The organism is Pseudoalteromonas denitrificans DSM 6059 (assembly GCF_900112265.1).
Classification (GTDB): domain Bacteria; phylum Pseudomonadota; class Gammaproteobacteria; order Enterobacterales; family Alteromonadaceae; genus Pseudoalteromonas; species Pseudoalteromonas denitrificans.
Map to the genome: position 1 here is coordinate 42,824 of NZ_FOLO01000004.1, position 19,023 is coordinate 61,846.

The window sequence follows — 19,023 nt, forward strand, 5'->3', positions numbered from 1 at the left end:
TTTAAGATTCCGTTATAGGTTGTTCGGTTGGTTCAGTAACATTCCATGGGAACTGTTCTTTGATCTCTTCAGTCAAAACAGGATCACGTTGCCAACCTTTCGCTGTGGCTAAAGTGATACCGTCACCTTCATTATTGTGATTAACAACAACAGAAAATAAATTCAGTCTTCTTGGTGCTGTTAAAGCGGCTTCCATTTCTGTTGCATCAAATTTTGTAATGGTTTTAGATACAACATCAAAGTTATTTACTGTGTCTTGCCACTCATCTTGATGTAAATTTATCAATCGCATTTGTTTTGACGTTCTATTCATCAAAATACGTTCTTGATACGTATTTATTACGGATAAACCACCATTACAAAAAAACATGATTGTGATGTTTTTATTTAAGTTTTCAGGATGAGTTAATAAATTTTCAATAAAAGAGGGATAAATATCCGGCACCATGCCTTTAGCGCCATCCCCAATAAAAGCAATAATATTTGTTGGGCAGGTATGGGCTAGGAAAATTGATGATAGTAATGCGTCACCCATAAGCGCTCGGCCATACCAGCCAGAAAATCCGCGTCGTGTTGTTGCAACATTTCGAATAGCCGATATACCACAACGCCCTACATCATAGATCCCCGTATAATCAAAATTTTGCTTTATGATCAGTTTTTCTATTACCTGATTAAACTCAGAGAAAAAATAATTAGGAGACATGGGTGTACTGGGTAATTTACTAATGACATCTGATTGACTATCAAAATACCCGTTAATTAAGCTCATGCGGCGCTTTTTTAATTCAGGAGATACCTTAAGGTTTTCTTTAATAAACTTTAAAAATGTTTTGCTATCCATTTGCAAACCAATATCGCTAAAAGGTGCAATATGAATAGGATTATGCGTCACTTGAACAATATTTAATTTGTTATTTAATCGGCCTTCAGTAAAAGGTGAACATATTTGAGAAACACGACTTTTTACGAAAAACAAACACTGTTCTTCAGGTGGGTTTAACTTATCATGTGTATATAAATAGTTATAAACGCGAGGACTGAACCCATAAATAGATAAAGTGCCTAAATAATTAATATTCCTTTTGCCATTAATATATTTAGAAACAGAACCAGGATAAGGCAGAGAGTCCACTAATGCTATACCCGCTTCATGAGCAATACTTTGCACAAGCAAAGATTCATCATCATCTAAAGGGCCAAGTTGCCATACTATTTTTTCAGGGCCATTATTTACTAATTCAAGTGCAGCATTTAATTGTTTAGCAAGCTCAGCTTCATCAGAAACTGATTTGCTGTGATCTTCCATTTTTTCATAAACAATTTTTTCGGCTAATTCATTGACAGGCTTGGATGCATCTAAAACATTTGGTGTCACTAATAATACTACTGGTCCTTCATCTTTATGATAAAGCTCAAATGCATTATTTAAATCATTATTTATTTGGTCTGTATCTTCCATATATACATAATTGATTCTTTTTGCATCTAATACTGCACGGGTATCTTCACTTGGCGTGATTGTTCCTTGAAAAGAATACCAATGACTTGGTTTATTTTCAGCAACAACAATAAAGCCTTTAGCTGCAGCTTCTTTTAGGTTGGCTAAAGTGCCTTTAAACTCATCAACCATACCACTTGTAACAACAAGCAAAAACGGCGTTTTATATAACTGCCAATTTGCCATTGCACCACATGCTAATGCATGTTCACAAGGGCCTCTAAGTACCAAGCCTCCATTTTTTGGTGCTTCACGATCTATGTAGCCTATTAAATTTGAAATAACTGAACCTGTGTAATAGCTCATATTCCATTTATTTGGAGAAACATGATTGAAGAAGCGAATTAATTGCTCTCCTAAAGTATTATTATGAAATACCTCACCCAAAGGCTTTATTCTGCGATTTGCATAATTCATCTCGAAGAAGTCCATCCACAAACACAAAAGTTGCGTTTGAAAAGTACTTAAGTCTTCAGAGCGCACTTGCTCAATGAATTGCTGTGGTAAGTAACGAATGCTCTTATGATGACCTTTAAGAAAAACAGCTGCTGAAAAAGATGAATAAAAAGCGGGGATTTCAGCACTTTTCAAGCTTCTATAAAAAGTTAATAGATCGTAATCTACCTTTTCAATAGAGTCATCTTGGTGCCCCATAGAAGCTTGATCATAATAAACCATGCCAACATGACATTCCCCCTCATCCTCTAAAGTTTGCGATTGAATGATTTTTTTAGCTGCACCTTCTAAACTTTCTGACTGAAAAACAGAAATATCTATCGTTTTATTTTTACTTTGTAAATAATTTATCGCTTTTAATTTAGTTTCTAAATATAACTGATCAGATACTGCATTTTTTACTTCGATGTTTATATCAGCATCAACATTCACCTGATTAAAAACATATTCTTTTATATCACTCAGTACACTCAGGCCTGTTTCAAAAAAGTCTGGGTTTTTAGTAACAACAACTATTCCAACTGTTATTTTCATAATGAACTCCTTTTATCATTTCATTATTTAATTTGCACTGTGCCTTTATCACCATCGATGATAAGCAAATCACCAGTTTCGATTTGTGCTGTTGCAGATTTAAGGTTTACGATTGCAGGAATACCAAATTCTCTTGCAACAATTGAACTATGGGATAATGCAGATCCAATATCAGTGACAACGCCAGCAGCTAAAATAAAGAGTGGGGTCCATGAAGCATCTGTATATTTTGTTACTAAAATCTCACCTTTTTTAAACTCAGCAGCTTGTTGTTGTAAATCTGTAATGACACGCGCCTTAGCAATGACCTGGCCAGGACTCGCAGCAAGTCCATTTAACAAGTCTTCATTATCACTTGTGTTGTCAACTTTCATTTGAGGTTCATAGCCCCCAATAATTGCCATAGGAGGTTCTTGGGCATGTAAATTTAGCAAATGCTGATGTCTGTTTTTCTCTAATAATTGTGAGTTGAATGCCTCTTCAGCAGATTTTTTACCCGAGACATACTCTCTAAACTCGTTAAAATCTATAAATGGCAGATGTTCAACATTTACAATATTTTTTGTAGACAATCTTTGTAAAACTTCAACAATAATCCTTCTATAAAACCAGGTTTGAGCTATAAAAGTCGGTCTTGTGGCTTCTCTTCTTTCAGCCATCACGCCATAAATTTTTGTTAAAAAACGAATTTTAAATTTTGCAGAAAAAGGTAAGTTTTTTAATAAATCTTCAGTATCATTTTCACGAAGATTACTAATAGAAGTTAACCTTTGTTCTAAATCAACATCATTTTCCAAATACATTTTCATGACTTGCAGTAAATAAGTTGGATCATCGCTCCAACGAGGAATACTTAACTCAAATTCTTGTCTTCCCCTCGAACCAAAGTCAGATAAAAAACCTTTGAAGTCTGTATTCCAAAAATCTTTACTCACATCATTAATAGGGAGTTTTTCTAATAAAGTTTTAGCATCGTATTGATTAAATAAATCAAGTAATAAGGGTTGTTGTTTTACTTTAGTCACTAAAGTAACTATGCCTCTGGTCACTTCAATTGTTCTAAGATTATTCATCGAGGCTTTTATTCTATTTTGTAAACCGGCCCCTTTTTCACTTAAGTACTGTTCACATGTTTCAGTTAGTGCATCGTATAATGCAAAAGATTGCAAAAAGAATGGCATATATACAGCGCAGGAGTCTAAAAAATAGCCATCAATACGTTTAAGTTCAGTGTTCAATTCAGCCAAAGATAAAGTGCTGAGGTTTATCTCTTCAAAGCGTTTTGTTTCACACTCGCGTAAAGCAATCATTTTTTTAACTAACTTTTCTGCAGTAAATGTATTTACCACTTGGCCTTTAAGCCAATACATCGCACTTTTAAAATAACTAAATCCAGTGACACCGGAACCATAAGGATTTTTGTAGTCGGTGAAGTCTAAATCGCTTGTCGCATAACGTTTTGTAAACTTCATTTCATCACGTGTTGGTGGACATTGGCGTAATAGGCTTGCTGATGCAGAGATATTGAGATATACATGACCTTGTATGTAACCCATATAATTATCAGGGTGACCTTCATCTAATAAACCCATAGTTTTAATTGCTGGACCATGAATATGTTTTTGATAAAATTCACAAAATGACAGACCTAACGGAGTCATTAACCCAGTAACTATTTCTCCTGTATCCATACGAGAAAACATCGCATTCTTTTGACATTTTTCATCTTTATCCCATGGGTTCGCATAAACAAGTTTTTGTTGGGGCATAGAGAATGTAGTAATTGGTCTCGCCTGTAATAGCCAAAGCGCATTATCTTTAAATGCCCACTCAATATCTAATTGAGTACCATAATGTTCAACAAGTTCTTTAGCTTTAAGTGATAAAGCCATAAGTTGTGCACTTGACAAACAAGCCTGTTCTTTTTTAGTTTCGGCTGTATCAAGCAGTTTTATTTCACCGATTTCATCTGTGCCACTGTATTTGTTTTTTCGTCTAATAACTGAGCTTTTGATTGATAAATCACTTTTATTGATTTCGAAGGTATCGGTCAAAACCTGACCTGATACAACCCCTTCACCTAACCCCCAACATGCATCTATGATCATCGTATTGTTTTTTGCATTAACAGGGTCTTGTGTAAAGAGCACACCGGCACAGTCAGCATCTACCATCTCTTGAATAATGACAGCGATGCCTTGCTTTTCATCTTGATTAACATCTGTTGTATTGCTATAGGCTTTAGCACCTTCATCCCATAATGAACCCCAGCAAGCTTTTACTTTATCGAGTACATTTTCTAAACCAGACACATGCAAATATGTTTGGTATTGGCCCGCAAACGATTGACTTTTAGAGTCTTCTCCTATTGCAGATGAGCGAATTGCAACTGACTTATTCTCTCCTAGAGAAAGGTAAGCTTCTTCTATGCATGTTTTTATCGAATCAGGAATATGTGTATTTTGTATTTTTTGTTTAATGGCCTTATGATCTTTAGCCTGAGCATTTATAAGGTCTATTTGATCAACAAATAAATCATATGCTGGCACTGTAATACAAAAGGCACGTGGAACCGGTGATCCTGCTTTTAGCATTTGATTCAATGAATATGCTTTACCTCCTAATTCATTAACACCGTTTTCATCACAACCTGTTACTTCTATCACTAAACTTTTACTTGTCATTTTTAAAACCACTTATTTGAGACTTTATTTTATGAAGCTTTTTTTCTATCAAGCTGTATGCGAATTTGGTCAGCAACGGCTTTCCCTGCACTAATAGCACTTTCAATATTGCCTATACCGATACTGTCTTGATTAGCAAAAGAAATGAGTTTGTGACTTTTTGATGCATTTACAAAAATATCATTTTTAAGCTGTCCTTTTGTTGATACAACAAGACTCTTATCCCAAAACCATAATTTAATATTTTCAACATGACTTTTATCTATGTTGATGGTCAGTAACAATTCACTTATTTCTGCATAAGTTTTATTTTGAATAGCTTCAAACTGCTCAGAAGTAACTTTATTTTGTGCATCTATAGGTGCGATAGGTTTTAGAAGTGTTAAAATACCAGTGTCATGTTCTTTATTAACATCCATCCATTGTGGAACAATGCATACCCCAGTTTTACACCATTCATATTCACTTTGTGGTTTATTTGGCTCAATAACATATCCACCAAAATGTTTTAATAAAGCAGGTTTGGATAATGTGACATTCGCAACACAATAATCATGGTGTGCAATTTGACTTATTGTATCACGCTGTATTTGTGGTAAATCTGGGATGATATTTCCAATTACATGTTTTGGTGCAGCCCAAATAACATTGCCTGCTTGAATAATGTGCTTGCGACCATTTTGTGAAAAGCTGATATGGGCTATTTCATCTAATGACTCTATATTTTGCACTTCACATTGGTTAGCCAGTGTGACATGTGGGTTCTGTTGAAGTTCTGTTACTATTTTGTTTGTGATATAGCCGTTGCCGCCAGGCAAAGTGACAAGTGACCCTCTTAAATATCCGATTAAAAAGTGTAAGCCGACATAAGCGGATACATCTTTAACTTCCAAACATTCAACACGTAATGTTGTTTCAATCGCACTTTGTACTAAACGGCCAAATTTCTTTGATGGTTTAAGTCTGTTAGGAATATGTTCTATTTTGCCGGGTTCAAATAAAAAATCATAAAGTGACACACTATCTAATAATTCCATTTCTTGACGTGACCAGCCACACTCAGCGTTCCAAGGCATCTGGGGAAACTTTCCTGTATCACGACCGAATTGGTCTAAAAATGTATATAAGTCGGCAAATATTGGATCCCCTAATTTTTTAGGCGCAACGACATAGCGTTTTGCAGTGATCCAATTAATTGTTAATGTAAATGTGAGTTTCCATACTGCAGGATTTAACAATTGCATTGGTTGTTTCAAATTTGCTATCAGTACTTCACCAATACATGACATCAGTAACTTAGTATCAAAAAATACAATCGTATCTTGGTCTGATATTTTCCATTTATCTGTTAAACCAAGCTTATTTAGTAAGTTTGCAATGTGAGTGCCTTCATATGGTAATTGAAAGCAGACGCCAGCGGTTGGGTATTTCACGTCATTTTGGGTTTCAAATCGTGCGTTTCCACCAAAAAACTCTGATTTTTCAAGACATAATACTTTTTTATCTTGCAGTTCATATGCAGCTGTTAAACCTGATGCGCCAGCACCAACAACAACGACATCATAATAATCTTTAAATTGAGTATGACTCCCTAATTGTTGATTTCTTCTGTTTTCAAACTTTGAACTTTGAAAAAAAGGTGATTGACTAATATGGACTTGATTGTGATAACGCAACATATAAATGGCTGCAAGGAAAAAGACAGAATCTAAGACAATGACTTGCGGCTGGGAACGAAATAAAATTGTGACAAATATACACATCATCGCCATTTGTCCATAGATCACCCATTTAACTAATCTATGATTGATCAATAAAAGTATGCCGGAGATCGCAAGAACAAGCCCTATCACTATATTGACTGTTTGCCCATATTGCGCAAGCCAAAGGCTCAAGTTTTCTACCCCAGTTCCTGTATTTGCCGTTGCCGCACTTTGTAAAATAGCAGGCACATCTTCTAATTGTGGAAACGCTTTCGCTATCCCTGCCAATATATATAAAATGCCAAAAAAACGTTGTATTTTCATTATTATGTTTTCCTTAGACCGAGTTTACGCGCGATAATTTCTCGTTGAATATCATTTGAACCAGAAAAAATTCGAGATGGCAGAGCATCCAACAATAACCGAGATATGCCCATTTCATTTTCAATTGCTGAAGCTCCAAACAGTTGAATCGCATCAAGTCCGGTTTGTACCGCAGCTTCCGAGATCATTATTTTGCTTAACGCTATTTCTGATTCACTATCTTTACCTTGATCATATAGCCAGCCTGCGCGGTATAACATCAAACGTGCACTATCCAGGCGTAATTTCATATCTATAATGCGATTAGAAACCGATTGGTTTTCTCCGATAGGGCCAGCAAACTGAATACGTTGTTTAACATGCTCTAAACATTGTTCATATACACGATCCATAGCACCGACATATGCAGCAAATAAACATCCTTTTTCCCACACCATAGAGTCATGAAAAATAGCTCCACCAGCGCCAACTTGACCTAACCTATCTTCTTTAGGAACAAAGACATCATCAAAATACACTTCAGACCATGTACTTGTGCATAAGCTATCTTTTTCTCTATTCTTTCCTACACTTAGGCCTGCTGTATCTTTATGGACTATAAATGCACTTACACCAAAAAAACCGAGTTTTGGATCAGTTTTTGCGTAAGCTATAAAAAGGTCGGCAACAGGCGCATTGGTTACAAAACATTTTTGTCCATTTAGTATGTAACCATTTTCGACTGCCTCGGCAGTCGTTTTCATATTATAGATATCAGAACCAGCATTAGGCTCTGATACTGCGTTTGCGGCAATATATTGACCATTAATTAGCGGTTCTAAATACTTTTGATGTATTGATTCTGAACCGAATCGCCAGACAGGCACAACACTGGCAAAGACATGTGCTGATAAAGAAAAGATCAGTCCCAGATCATTTGTGCCTTTACCTAATGCCTCGATTGCTAACATGCAATCTAAAGCTGATAATCCCATACCGCCCAAAGATTCTGAGACAGGTAAACCCGCGATCCCAAAATCTGCAGCTTGCTGCCAAACTTTCCGATCAAAATGATGAGATGATATACGCTTTGAAGCATCTTTATCTAATACTTCTCGTGCAAACTTTACTGTAGAGTCAATGAATTCTTGTTGACTATCAGATAATGCAAAATCCATAAATAACTCGCTCAAATTAAATTTATTCTGAAAAAATTTCTATTTAACTTTTTTCGATTAAAAAACCCTTGCTTTCTCCAAGTTTCCAAAAGCAGGACAAATGCTAGCACCCAGTCCCTGAAAAGGGAATATAAATTTAAATTAAATTAACCAAATTAACAGGTGAATTTTGTATTTATTTAAAAGCACTCGTATAACAAAACACAGATTAACAAGCATTTATGACCATTTTATTTAAAAAAAATGAAGACTTAACATTTGAAAATGAGGCGGGTAATTAGTTAATTAATTCTCTTTTTACAACTATGTAAGTTTATTTATTCTTACTTGTAAATAATCAGGGGAAGTATTTGCATTTACTTAACAAGATCTTCATTATGCATGCAATAGAGATTTTATAACCGTGCAGATAGTAGTAATAAAAATGGAAATATCTTACCAATTAAAAGCAGCAGACCAAAGACGAAGCGAACAATTTAGGCCTACAGATGACATAGGGTTTGGACATTTAAGAACAGAGCATATGTTTTTAATGGATTACAAGGATGGTGAATGGATTGAACCTAGAATTGTCCCTTATGGTCCATTAACGATGCCGCCAGGCGCAATGGCATTGCATTACGGACAATCGATTTTTGAAGGTGCAAAAGCCTTTAAACACACAGATGGTGAGATACATACTTTTAGATTAAACATGAATGCGGCTCGATTAAATCACTCTGCAGCAGTTGTATGTATGCCTGCAATTGACGAACAAATGCAAGTAGAAGCCATTCATGCCTTACTTGATGTGGACAGATTATGGTTCCCTGAGCAAGATGGCGCATGTTTATATATACGCCCTTTTGTTTTTGCAACGGAAGATCACATTTCGGTACGAAGTTCAAAGAATTATACTTTTTGTATTTTAATGAGTCCCAGTGGTGCTTATTACAAAGATGGTAATAATAAAGCAATACGTTTATTGGTAAGCAAGCAATACCACAGAGCTGTATCGGGTGGAACTGGGTCTGCAAAAGCATCAGGTAATTATAGTGCGTCATTAAAAGCAGCTGAAACTGCACAAACTTATGGTGCATCTCAAGTTTTATATCTTGATTCAAAAAATGAATATATCGAAGAAGCCGGTGCAATGAACCATTACCATGTACTTAAAGATGGCACAGTGATCATTCCTAAATTCACAGATACAATTTTAAAATCAATTACTTCTAGGTCAATTTTAGAATTAGGCCAGCAATTAGGGTGTGAAGTAAGACAAGAGTCGATCAAGATTTCAGACTTTGTTGAAGGTGTTAAATCCGGTGATATTATTGAAGCTGGCGGTTTTGGTACCGCAGCAGTTGTATCTCCTGTTGGTTCATATATTTTTGAAGATAACAGCGTGATCACTGTAGGTGATGGTAATGTTGGGAAATATACTTTAGCCATGTATACCTTATTAACTGATATTCAAATGGGCCGACAACAAGGTCCAGCTGGCTGGGTTAATAAAGTAGAACGCATAAAACAATAATACCCTATTGTGGTAGTAATCATTTAATTGCTACCACACATAAAATTTCCGTTTACTTATCACCATTTATCTCTTTTATTAACCGTTTATCACTATTGTTAAAAAAATTCCTATAATGTTTTTAACATGCTCCCAATTGTTTAAAACAGGGATTTAAAAGTGAAATTAAATAAAATAGTAAGTGCCCTTTCAGTATGTGCCGCTTCTTTATTAACAAGCAATGCAAATGCAGCATTGGTCGATTCAGCACTGAACTGGCAAACCTTTGAAACAGAAAATTTTAGAGTACATTATACCCCTGAGTATAAAGATTGGGCCCTCTCAAGTGCCAGAGAAATGGAAATAGTCCGTAAGCTCATTAAAAAACAACAAAGTCGTGTTTTAGATGAAAAAGTAGATGCATATATAATTGACCCTCTTAATGCATCAAATGGGTTTGCAATGCCGCTGAGCAGCAAACCTTATATGGCTTTATACGCGACCCCACCACAGTCAGATAGCATTATTGCAAACTCAAGTAGCTGGCAGCAGTTATTAGTGCTTCACGAGTATGTTCATTTAGTGCATTTAGCGCAAAAGAGCCGTAGTAGTTGGCGTAATCAATTAGCAAAAGTTTGGGATGTGTATGACGCATCCTTAATTAATGGTGATCGCTGGGTGGCTGAAGGCTATGCCACTTTGCAAGAATCTAAACTAACAGGTCGTGGACGTTTATATCATGATGGTGTTGAATCTATTATTCAACAATTTGCCACAGAAGGTGCATTGCCTACTTATCAACAACTTAGTAAAGCCGACAATCGGTTTATGTCAGGATCGATGGCCTATCTTATTGGTGTTAGATATTTAAAATGGTTAGAAGATAATTATGGTGAAAATACTTTAGATGCCGTTTGGACTCGTTGGAGTGGCGTAAAACAACGTACATTTGATCAATCTTTTGAAGGTGTATTTCAAGATACCGCAGCGCATTTATATCAAAGATTTGTCGCTGAATATACGTATAAAGCGATGTCTAAAGAACGTAAATTTGAAAAGTCTGACTCCAAGTTATGGTTAGACTTAAAAGGTCGTGTAAATTCCCCCAGTATCAGTCCAGATAACCATCATTTGGCTATCGTTGAAACGATTATTGATGATGAAGATAGAAAAATTATACTGAATGTTTACAGTACACAAGAAAACGCAAAAGCAATTAAAAAATTCAACAAAAAAAATGAAGAAATATTAGAAAATGACCCGTTAGATATTACCAGTAAATCCCCTAAAGTATTTAAACGCGAGGTGAAATTCACATTGAATCAGATAGATCATCAGGGGTTACGTGATCCACGTTGGTTAGATGATGAAACAATAATTTATGGTGCGTCAACAACTGATAGGCATAATCAAAAACACCAAGATTTATTTAGTTGGAATATCAAAACAGGAAAAACGAAACAGCTCACCTTTGGTGAAAACTTAAGACGTTTCGATATTAATCAGAACTATATTATTGCTGAACAATCAAGATATGGTTATTCAGGCATCGTAAAGTATACCTTTGATGGCAAAAAAGTATCAGATATAAATAAAGCAACAACAAAAAATATCTATGATTTTCCAAGATTAAACTCTGACTCAACAAAACTTGCTTACGTACAAAGTGCTCTAAATGAAAAGTGGCAAATTAAAATCAAAACTTTTGATTCTAATTCAGAGCACATAATTCCTTTACCTCAAGGGTATCAATTTGTTTCATACCCTGAATGGTCAAATGATGATAAATCCTTATATTTTGTAGCAGGTGTAAAGGGTGAGTTAAAATTATATCAGTACCATTTTGAGTCGGATGCCTTATTTGCAGTTACTTCAGGTAAACACCCTATTTCCTGGCCCATTATGCAAAATGATGATTCTCTATTGCATTTATCAATCAATTCAAAAGGTCCTGATGTATTTAGCTTAAAGCTAAACAATAAAAATAAACAATTAATTAGTAAAACAACCCAGTCTGGCTTTATAAATATAATGGATATTGATAGATCAGAACATAAACTCGCCAAAGCATCTATGTTGGTAGATGAAAGCATAGGTGAAAATAAAAGTTATGGGACCGGACCTCAGCAAGGCACTATCACACTGGGCCAAAGCATTTATTCAGCCTCAAATAATTTATTTGAATTAGGGTATAAAAGCGGAGATATATTAAGTCGTTTTGATTGGCAGTTGAATATTAGCCATGACTTAAGTAAAAATGTGCTTTCAGGTGCCAGTGGTAACATCCGTTGGCAAGGTTGGCCTGTTAAATTATTAGCCCATGGATATCAATTTGATTTAAAAATAGACAAACAAAAAGAAGCGGCTTTTACGGATAATACAATAATTTCAGAATCAGGTTTATTACTTGAAGCAACTTACCCTATTCAATATAAAACATTCCACCTTTCAGGTACTGCGCAATACAAATTTGAGCAAGCAGAAATCAATAACATAAAAGACAACAATAACTATGTTGTTTTAGGTTTTGACCAAACCTGGTCTTGGGACAAACAAGTTTGGGGTATAAAACAAAAATCTAAAGTCTATTTATTAGATGGCGAACAAGATAGTCAAGATTATACTGGACATAACGCTTTACTCTCTATGAGTGCACATATTAACAAAATAGGTCTAGGCGCTGAATTTGAGTCTATCAATCGCTCAAATAACGCAGGTGATTTATTAAGCTTAGGTGGGTATGGTTCAACTTTAATTCAGCCTAAAGCACATCAAAATAAAGTTTTTGCTCCTGAACTTGCTTTTTATAACGCAACAGCCAATGAATACAAAAAATATGAAATATTCTCACCATTTGAATTTGGTCGTATTTTCTATTCAAGGCATAAAATGGGCGAACAAGATGAAATAAATGTATACGGTATTAAAGGGAATTTTACAAATGACTTTGGTTTTACAGGTATCACTAACTTATCTATTGATATGGGGTTAGCACAAGTAAACCCTGAAAATGGTCCTTCTGACTTACAAGCGTGGTTAGGGTTATGGCACAAGTGGTAAGCCACACGCTTAATTGTAATTTGCCTTAAAAAAGGTGATATAAAATAGTGAGCGTTATTTATCTTGTTTGAAATAAAAAGATTTATAACGCTAACTTTATAAACTCTTCATCAAAAGCGTATTGGTATTTCATAATTCACTTTAATTTTTGCTGTAATGTTAAACCAAAGCGCTTGCGTAGTATTTTTCATTTATTTGTTAGGTTTTGAATTACGCGTAATAGTGAATAAAAAACTAGATTTAAGGTCATAGTTTTTCATATAAAGTGGGTCATACTTGGAGAATGCATCTAAACATTACCTGAGGTTTTAACTATAATGTACCACTCCTATCATAGAGCTTGTTCATGAAATAAATCAGGCATAGTAGATAACCAAGAGATCTTTTTAGGATCATCACCTTTATTCATAGCCTTAAATACGGGGATCAGATCTGTCGCAGTCACCGAAAACGGATACCCCGTTAGCGCATCACGAAGCCCAATATCTAAACCAATTGTTGGATTAAAACCAGAATCTCGCTGCAAAGCGCTAATATCATAGCAATGAGGCAGCAACGTCATCTCCCAACCTCGCCCGTATACTTCTTCATAATCAAGACCCTTAATATTCACCTTTTTACACAATAATGCAGCAAGTTGATGATAATAATCTTTAATAAAATACACTTGAGGGTTTACAGCGTTATAGGCTTTATTAAAACACAAATGATTATTGGCTACTCCAAGTACGGCACTGGCTAAGTCTTTGGGATGAATAAAGTTCAAAGGGATATTACCCTCATTAAATAGGTGTAATGTTTCTCCACTTTCAATTCTCTCTACTATCAAAGGATCTCGGTTGTGAAGAGGAAGGCAACCTAGTAATGAGCCAACTCCTAAAATATGATAGGCCCTTAATAAGGTAACGTTCACATCTGTTTGGTTTAACCAAAAATCTTCAACTAATAATTTTGAGTCAACATAACCACCATACATTTTAGAGGGGATGCTTGGGTTAGATTCAGAAATCGCTTCATTGAAGACATTTTCTCTATCATATATAAGCGTGGTACTGAGTACTATAATATGAGGTGTTTTGTCTTTGAAAATTTCATGCGTTTTTTTTGCATCATCTAATCCATATTCAATAATATCGTAAACAAAATCAGACTTAGGTAATGCCTTTAGTTTCAAATCATAATCTGAACTGTATTTGTCTGCGAAGATGTGTAAAACGCCAGTAGGAAGCAGCGCATTTTCATTATTTGAAATGACTGTAATATGAAATTTTTTCTCTAAAGCGGCTTCTATCATTGCATTACCTACAATACCAGTACCACCAATAAGCAATATTTTTTTCATAATGTATAACCATAATGAGTAATAATTGTTTTATATACATTTATTTGATCAAAAATCTTTGAAAACAATTTCTATTAATAGGTAAATTATAACGGCATTAAAAAATAAAAATATTACATGCTATTACAGGGATAACTTATGAAGACTGACTTTGGTTATTAAGACTGTGAAAATAGCTGAGTTATGCATTATAAAAATTAGATAACCCCCTCACAGTTATGAATCATATTCCATGAAGAGAATGTTTATTTCAGATCAAACTGATAACGAACAGATAACCAAACTGAGCGACCAGGTTCTACAGTTAATGAGTTTATAAAGCCTAGACTACGTTTAGAGAAATCATTACCAGAGTCAGCCTTTCCAACGCCAGGTGAAAATACCTTACGGTCAAATATATTTAATGCTTTAAAAGTAAAATTCCAGCTTGAAATTTTATAACTAAGAGAAGCATCAAAAATCATGCAGGAGGCCACTTTTATATTTTGAATATTTAAAGGGTTTCTTGAGTACAAAGTTGCACTATGTAAATAATTTCCTTTAATATTTAAATGCCAATTATCATAAAAAGGCATATCAATGAGCATGTTGATTTTGTGAGGCGAAATATCCCCTAATTTTTTTGTTTGATTTACCCAGTCTTGTTTATTATGGTCATAAATACGGTCTGTTTTAGCATTTGTATAGGTATAATATATATATCCGGTTATATTATCTTGACCTTGTAAGAAGTGACTGTATTCAAATCGCCCCTTATATTCAAAACCAGTAATAACCCTTTTCCCATTGTTAATCGCATCTTCACGAATGACATTATCATAAAAAGCGCGATACAAAGACATATCATGCAACCAATGTGCTGAATTATGCATAAGTATAACTTCAATATTTTTTGCTTTTTCAGGTGCAAGATCTGGGTTGGCTAATCGACCAGACCAACCGCCATATAATTGTAGGGCTGGAGGTTCTTGAAAAGCTTCGCCATATACTAATTTTATAGCAGATTGATTGTCGTTGAATTTAAAAATAGATGACACTCTAGGGTTAGTTGACGAGCCCCAAATCTGATTATAATCATATCTAATGCCTAAATTTGTACGCCATGGAAAGCTATCATAAATAACTGAAAAATATATTCCAGCATCATTAAACTGAACTCTATTATCATTTGGAACATTAGGAATAGGTTTACTATCAAAATCATAGTTTAAATCTGTACTATGAAACACGCCAGCTCCAAACCCATAAGGTCCAAGTGCATCGGATGAAATTGTAGAGCTATAACCTCCCCAATATCCGGGAACATCATAAGCCTTTGTTAGGTCAGAACGTTTTAAACGCCAGCCAAGCAAATATCTAAAGTATTCACTATATGTATAATCAAAATCTTGCTTTATCTCGATTGCATTATTTGAACTATTCCAGTTACTGATACTGATATATGAGTACTCTGACATACCTTGATTCCAATCAGGTGTTGCTTCAGCCCAATTCCCCCAAACCCGACTTTTTCTGTACAGTAAATTGCTCTTTATATTTAAGTTATAACGATATTGCCAGTCATGCTCCAAAAGTACTTGCTTAGATAATCGTTGCCAGTCGCCATTGTTTTGTCCTCTATCTGCGGCATATTGAGTGCCATATCCTTCATCTATTTGCCAATTGATAAAACTCAGTTTTAAATCTTGATATTTGAAGTTTGCAAATAAACCCCAATCATCTGTTTTGTCGTTATATTTTCCATAGAATTCCCCATCATTTTGGTGTTGCAATAAAGGCCCCCAAACTTTTTGATTATTATATAAATTATTCGATAAAAACCCCCATCGTTCTGACAAGTCTTCTTCATTAGAAGTGAAAATTCGGCCACTGATATCAAAACTAACATTTTCAAAATTTCCACGACTGAATAACTCCAATCCATTAGAATCCCAGCTGCCTATGTCTGCTTTCATTAATAATTCAGTGTGATTTTCCGCTAAATCTAAACCCTTTTTGGTGATCACATTAATCACCCCTAAAAAAGCGTTTGGCCCATACCTTACGGAAGAAGGACCATATAAAACTTCGACTTGTTTGATCATGCTAATTGGGTACTGCCGAGAAATTAAAGCATCCTGACTCCATAAATGATTATCAACAATGCCGTTGATCATAAATAAAGTACGTGTCATAAATGGCGTACGATATCCTCTTTGATACGACGTTATATAACTTGTGCCATTGGTTTGAATAGTATCCAACCCTGGTAAATCCACTAAAATTTCAGCTAAGTTGTTGTAACCTCGTTTAATAAAATCAGACTCAGATAAAATAACCATGCTTGCAGGTGCATCAATGAGGCTTTCTTCAATACCATTACTGCTTATCACAGTAATTTGTAATAACTCGTCAATCTCCATTGAAAATAAATCATCATTTTGAGCAAAAGCAAAACATGGATATATCAATAAAATTGCACAAAAGTATTTGAAAAGTAATCTATTTTTTAGCATCTTTATTTTTTATGGTAATAATTATCGATAAGTTTAGTCAATTTTTACTACTTAACCAGTCACAAATTAAGTGCTCAGTCCACACGTGTCCATTAATCAAATTTTCGGACAGTTACGGACAATAAATCTGTCCGGGCGGACAGTTCCAAAAACTAAAATATATAATTAACTATACTTTACAATGAGTTAAATTTATTTATTTGTTGGCATCCTAACTGCTATTTATAATCACCACATACGAATTGAAATAATGACCATGATTACAAATACATACTCTCAGGATGAAGTAGTCGAAAAGAAACAGCTAAAATTTAAATTTAAATATTTCACTATCAGTGTATTTATTCTTGTGATCTCAGTTCTATCATTTCCATCCTTAAGTAATTGGTATTTTGGCATTCAATCTATTGATCAAACGAGTTTGTTAACAGCTAAAGTGTTTAAAGGAGAATTAATCCGAGACGTTGCAGTGTCAGGTAAATTGATTGCAGCCAATGCACCTCAATTATTCAGCCCTGAGATAGGTGAAATTACAATGTTGAGTAAACCTGGCGATAAAGTAACAAAAGGACAAATTGTTGCACAATTAAAAAGTCCTGAACTTATCTCCCTGATAAAACAAAATACATCACACTTAAATAAACTAAAAATTGATGCCAGCCGAGGGGCATTAAAAGATGATGAAGCCCAACTTGATTTAGAGCGTAGCTTAGATGAAGCTAAAGTGAGATTGAATGCCGCTAAACGTGAAAATAAACGATCGCAACTTTCATTTAACAAACAAGTTATCAGTGAACTTGATTTCGAAAAAACCAAAGATGAGCTATTAGAAGCAAACTTAATACATCAACATGCTCAAAAACGTGTATTACTTGCTAGAAAACGACTTAAATTTGAAAATCAAACCCGTCAATTTGAAGTTAAACAACAAGAGATTATTTTAGAAGAATTAATACGCCGTAAGAATTCACTCAATATCAAAGCTTCAGTGGCTGGTATTGTTGGTAATTGGTTGGTAGAACAAAAAGAACGTGTCGCTGACTCACAAGCCTTAATGACCATTGTTGATTTATCAAAATATGAAGCGCAATTAAATGTGCCTGAGTTTTATGCTGATGATTTAGGGATCGGTTTAAAGGTTAATTTGACTGTCGCAGGTAAAAAACTCAAGGGGAAACTGAGCGCTATTTCACCTGAGATAAATAATAGTCAGGTTCAAATTAGAATAACCATTAATGATACTGATGCAATCAACTTAAGACAAAATCAAAGAGTTAATGCAACAATAGAGTTTGAAAGAAAATCAAATGTATTGATGGTTAAACGCGGTGCATTTTTAAAAGCCGGGGGCTCTAAATCTGTATTTAAAATCATTGATGATACTGCAATGAAGCAACCAATATCTGTTGGTATATCAAGTGTTGAGTTTATTGAAATTTTATCTGGCTTAAAAGAAAACGATGAACTGATCATTTCAGATCATTCAGACTTTATAGCACAAGAACACATAAAACTAACAAATTAAATGTCACTTTAAAAGAATACTCCAAAGGAAATTATAATGTTAAAAATGAATTCAATTAGCCGTATTTTTCGTACCGATACCATTCAAACACATGCATTACGTGATTTTAATTTGAATGTTACTGAAGGTGAGTTTGTCGCTGTAACAGGTCCTTCAGGTTCAGGTAAATCAACATTTTTAAACGTAGCTGGTTTATTAGATACCTTTGATGGTGGTAGCTATGAATTAGATGGTGTCAACGTAAAAGGTTTATCCGATGATGAATTATCACATCTAAGGAATGAAAAGATTGGCTTTATATTTCAAAGTTATAATTTAATTCCCGACTTTAATATTTTTGACAATGTCGATATGCCATTACGTTATCGTGGTTTTAATGCCAAAGAGCGCAAACGTAGAATTGAGTCTGCATTAGAGCTTGTGGGTTTGGCAAGTAGACAAAAATATTTACCAAGTCAATTATCTGGTGGTCAACAACAAAGAATCGCGATAGCGCGCGCTTTAGCAGGTGAACCTAAAATATTACTTGCTGATGAACCTACGGGTAATCTCGACTCTTTAATGGCTCGCCAAGTAATGGAGCTTTTACATTCACTAAATGAGCAAGGGAGTACCATTATTATGGTTACTCATGATCCGGATCAGGCACGTGCGATTAAAAGAAACGTGCAAGTAATAGATGGTCAAATTACCGATATGAGTATCTATGCTCCGCTTACAAGCGCACAAACAGCTTAAGGAATACCC

10 protein-coding genes are annotated in these 19,023 nt (G+C 34.8%); 4 read left to right on the forward strand and 6 right to left on the reverse strand.

Annotated features, from left to right (window positions below):
• Position 1: 1 nt before the first annotated feature.
• The 4 genes from pigD to pigA are packed head-to-tail and all read right to left on the reverse strand — an operon-like array spanning position 2 to position 8,359.
• On the reverse strand, positions 2-2,491 hold the full coding sequence (pigD, locus tag BM088_RS03900; RefSeq protein WP_091980160.1) for a prodigiosin MAP biosynthesis protein PigD: 2,490 nt from the start codon (positions 2,489-2,491) through the stop codon (positions 2-4).
• Positions 2,492-2,514: 23 nt separating this feature from the next.
• Complete coding sequence (gene pigC / locus BM088_RS03905; RefSeq protein ID WP_091980162.1) at positions 2,515-5,175, reverse strand: prodigiosin ligase PigC; 2,661 nt, start codon at positions 5,173-5,175, stop codon at positions 2,515-2,517.
• Between the two features lie 29 nt (positions 5,176-5,204).
• Positions 5,205-7,202: a prodigiosin MAP biosynthesis oxidoreductase PigB gene (gene pigB / locus BM088_RS03910; protein ID WP_091980164.1), complete on the reverse strand. Its 1,998-nt coding sequence runs from the start codon at positions 7,200-7,202 to the stop codon at positions 5,205-5,207.
• A gap of 2 nt (positions 7,203-7,204) precedes the next feature.
• The gene (gene pigA, locus BM088_RS03915) at positions 7,205-8,359 is read right to left on the reverse strand and encodes a prodigiosin MBC biosynthesis dehydrogenase PigA (RefSeq protein ID WP_091980166.1); all 1,155 of its coding nucleotides are present in this window, start codon (positions 8,357-8,359) and stop codon (positions 7,205-7,207) included.
• Between the two features lie 424 nt (positions 8,360-8,783).
• On the opposite strand from pigA, the gene BM088_RS03920 reads away from it, so the two are divergent.
• Positions 8,784-9,875, forward strand: coding sequence for a branched-chain amino acid aminotransferase (locus BM088_RS03920; protein ID WP_091980168.1), 1,092 nt, complete (start codon positions 8,784-8,786; stop codon positions 9,873-9,875).
• A 159-nt stretch (positions 9,876-10,034) separates the two neighbouring features.
• A complete protein-coding gene (locus BM088_RS03925; RefSeq protein WP_091980170.1) occupies positions 10,035-12,914 on the forward strand; it encodes a TolB family protein in 2,880 nt (959 codons plus the stop codon).
• A 331-nt stretch (positions 12,915-13,245) separates the two neighbouring features.
• Here the strand turns inward: BM088_RS03925 and BM088_RS03930 are convergent, their stop codons facing one another.
• Together BM088_RS03930 and BM088_RS03935 are read right to left on the reverse strand one after the other, a co-directional pair.
• Entirely contained in the window at positions 13,246-14,256 is a 1,011-nt protein-coding gene (locus BM088_RS03930) for an NAD-dependent epimerase/dehydratase family protein (RefSeq protein WP_091980172.1), read from the reverse strand.
• 245 nt (positions 14,257-14,501) lie between these two features.
• A complete protein-coding gene (locus BM088_RS03935; RefSeq protein WP_177207944.1) occupies positions 14,502-16,706 on the reverse strand; it encodes a TonB-dependent receptor plug domain-containing protein in 2,205 nt (734 codons plus the stop codon).
• A gap of 295 nt (positions 16,707-17,001) precedes the next feature.
• On the opposite strand from BM088_RS03935, the gene BM088_RS03940 reads away from it, so the two are divergent.
• Positions 17,002-18,276: an efflux RND transporter periplasmic adaptor subunit gene (locus BM088_RS03940; protein ID WP_245763750.1), complete on the forward strand. Its 1,275-nt coding sequence runs from the start codon at positions 17,002-17,004 to the stop codon at positions 18,274-18,276.
• A gap of 36 nt (positions 18,277-18,312) precedes the next feature.
• A complete protein-coding gene (locus tag BM088_RS03945) occupies positions 18,313-19,014 on the forward strand; it encodes an ABC transporter ATP-binding protein (RefSeq protein ID WP_091980178.1) in 702 nt (233 codons plus the stop codon).
• The last annotated feature ends 9 nt before the right edge of the window (positions 19,015-19,023 follow it).

Excerpts from the sequence above, each read along its gene's own strand:
- pigD (WP_091980160.1), bottom strand. The coding sequence starts at position 2,491 with ATGAAAATAACAGTTGGAATAGTTGTTGTTACTAAAAACCCAGACTTT.
- pigC (WP_091980162.1), bottom strand. The coding sequence starts at position 5,175 with ATGACAAGTAAAAGTTTAGTGATAGAAGTAACAGGTTGTGATGAAAAC.
- pigB (WP_091980164.1), bottom strand. The coding sequence starts at position 7,202 with ATGAAAATACAACGTTTTTTTGGCATTTTATATATATTGGCAGGGATA.
- pigA (WP_091980166.1), bottom strand. The coding sequence starts at position 8,359 with ATGGATTTTGCATTATCTGATAGTCAACAAGAATTCATTGACTCTACA.
- BM088_RS03920 (WP_091980168.1), top strand. The coding sequence starts at position 8,784 with ATGGAAATATCTTACCAATTAAAAGCAGCAGACCAAAGACGAAGCGAA.
- BM088_RS03930 (WP_091980172.1), bottom strand. The coding sequence starts at position 14,256 with ATGAAAAAAATATTGCTTATTGGTGGTACTGGTATTGTAGGTAATGCA.
- BM088_RS03940 (WP_245763750.1), top strand. The coding sequence starts at position 17,002 with ATGACCATGATTACAAATACATACTCTCAGGATGAAGTAGTCGAAAAG.
- BM088_RS03945 (WP_091980178.1), top strand. The coding sequence starts at position 18,313 with ATGTTAAAAATGAATTCAATTAGCCGTATTTTTCGTACCGATACCATT.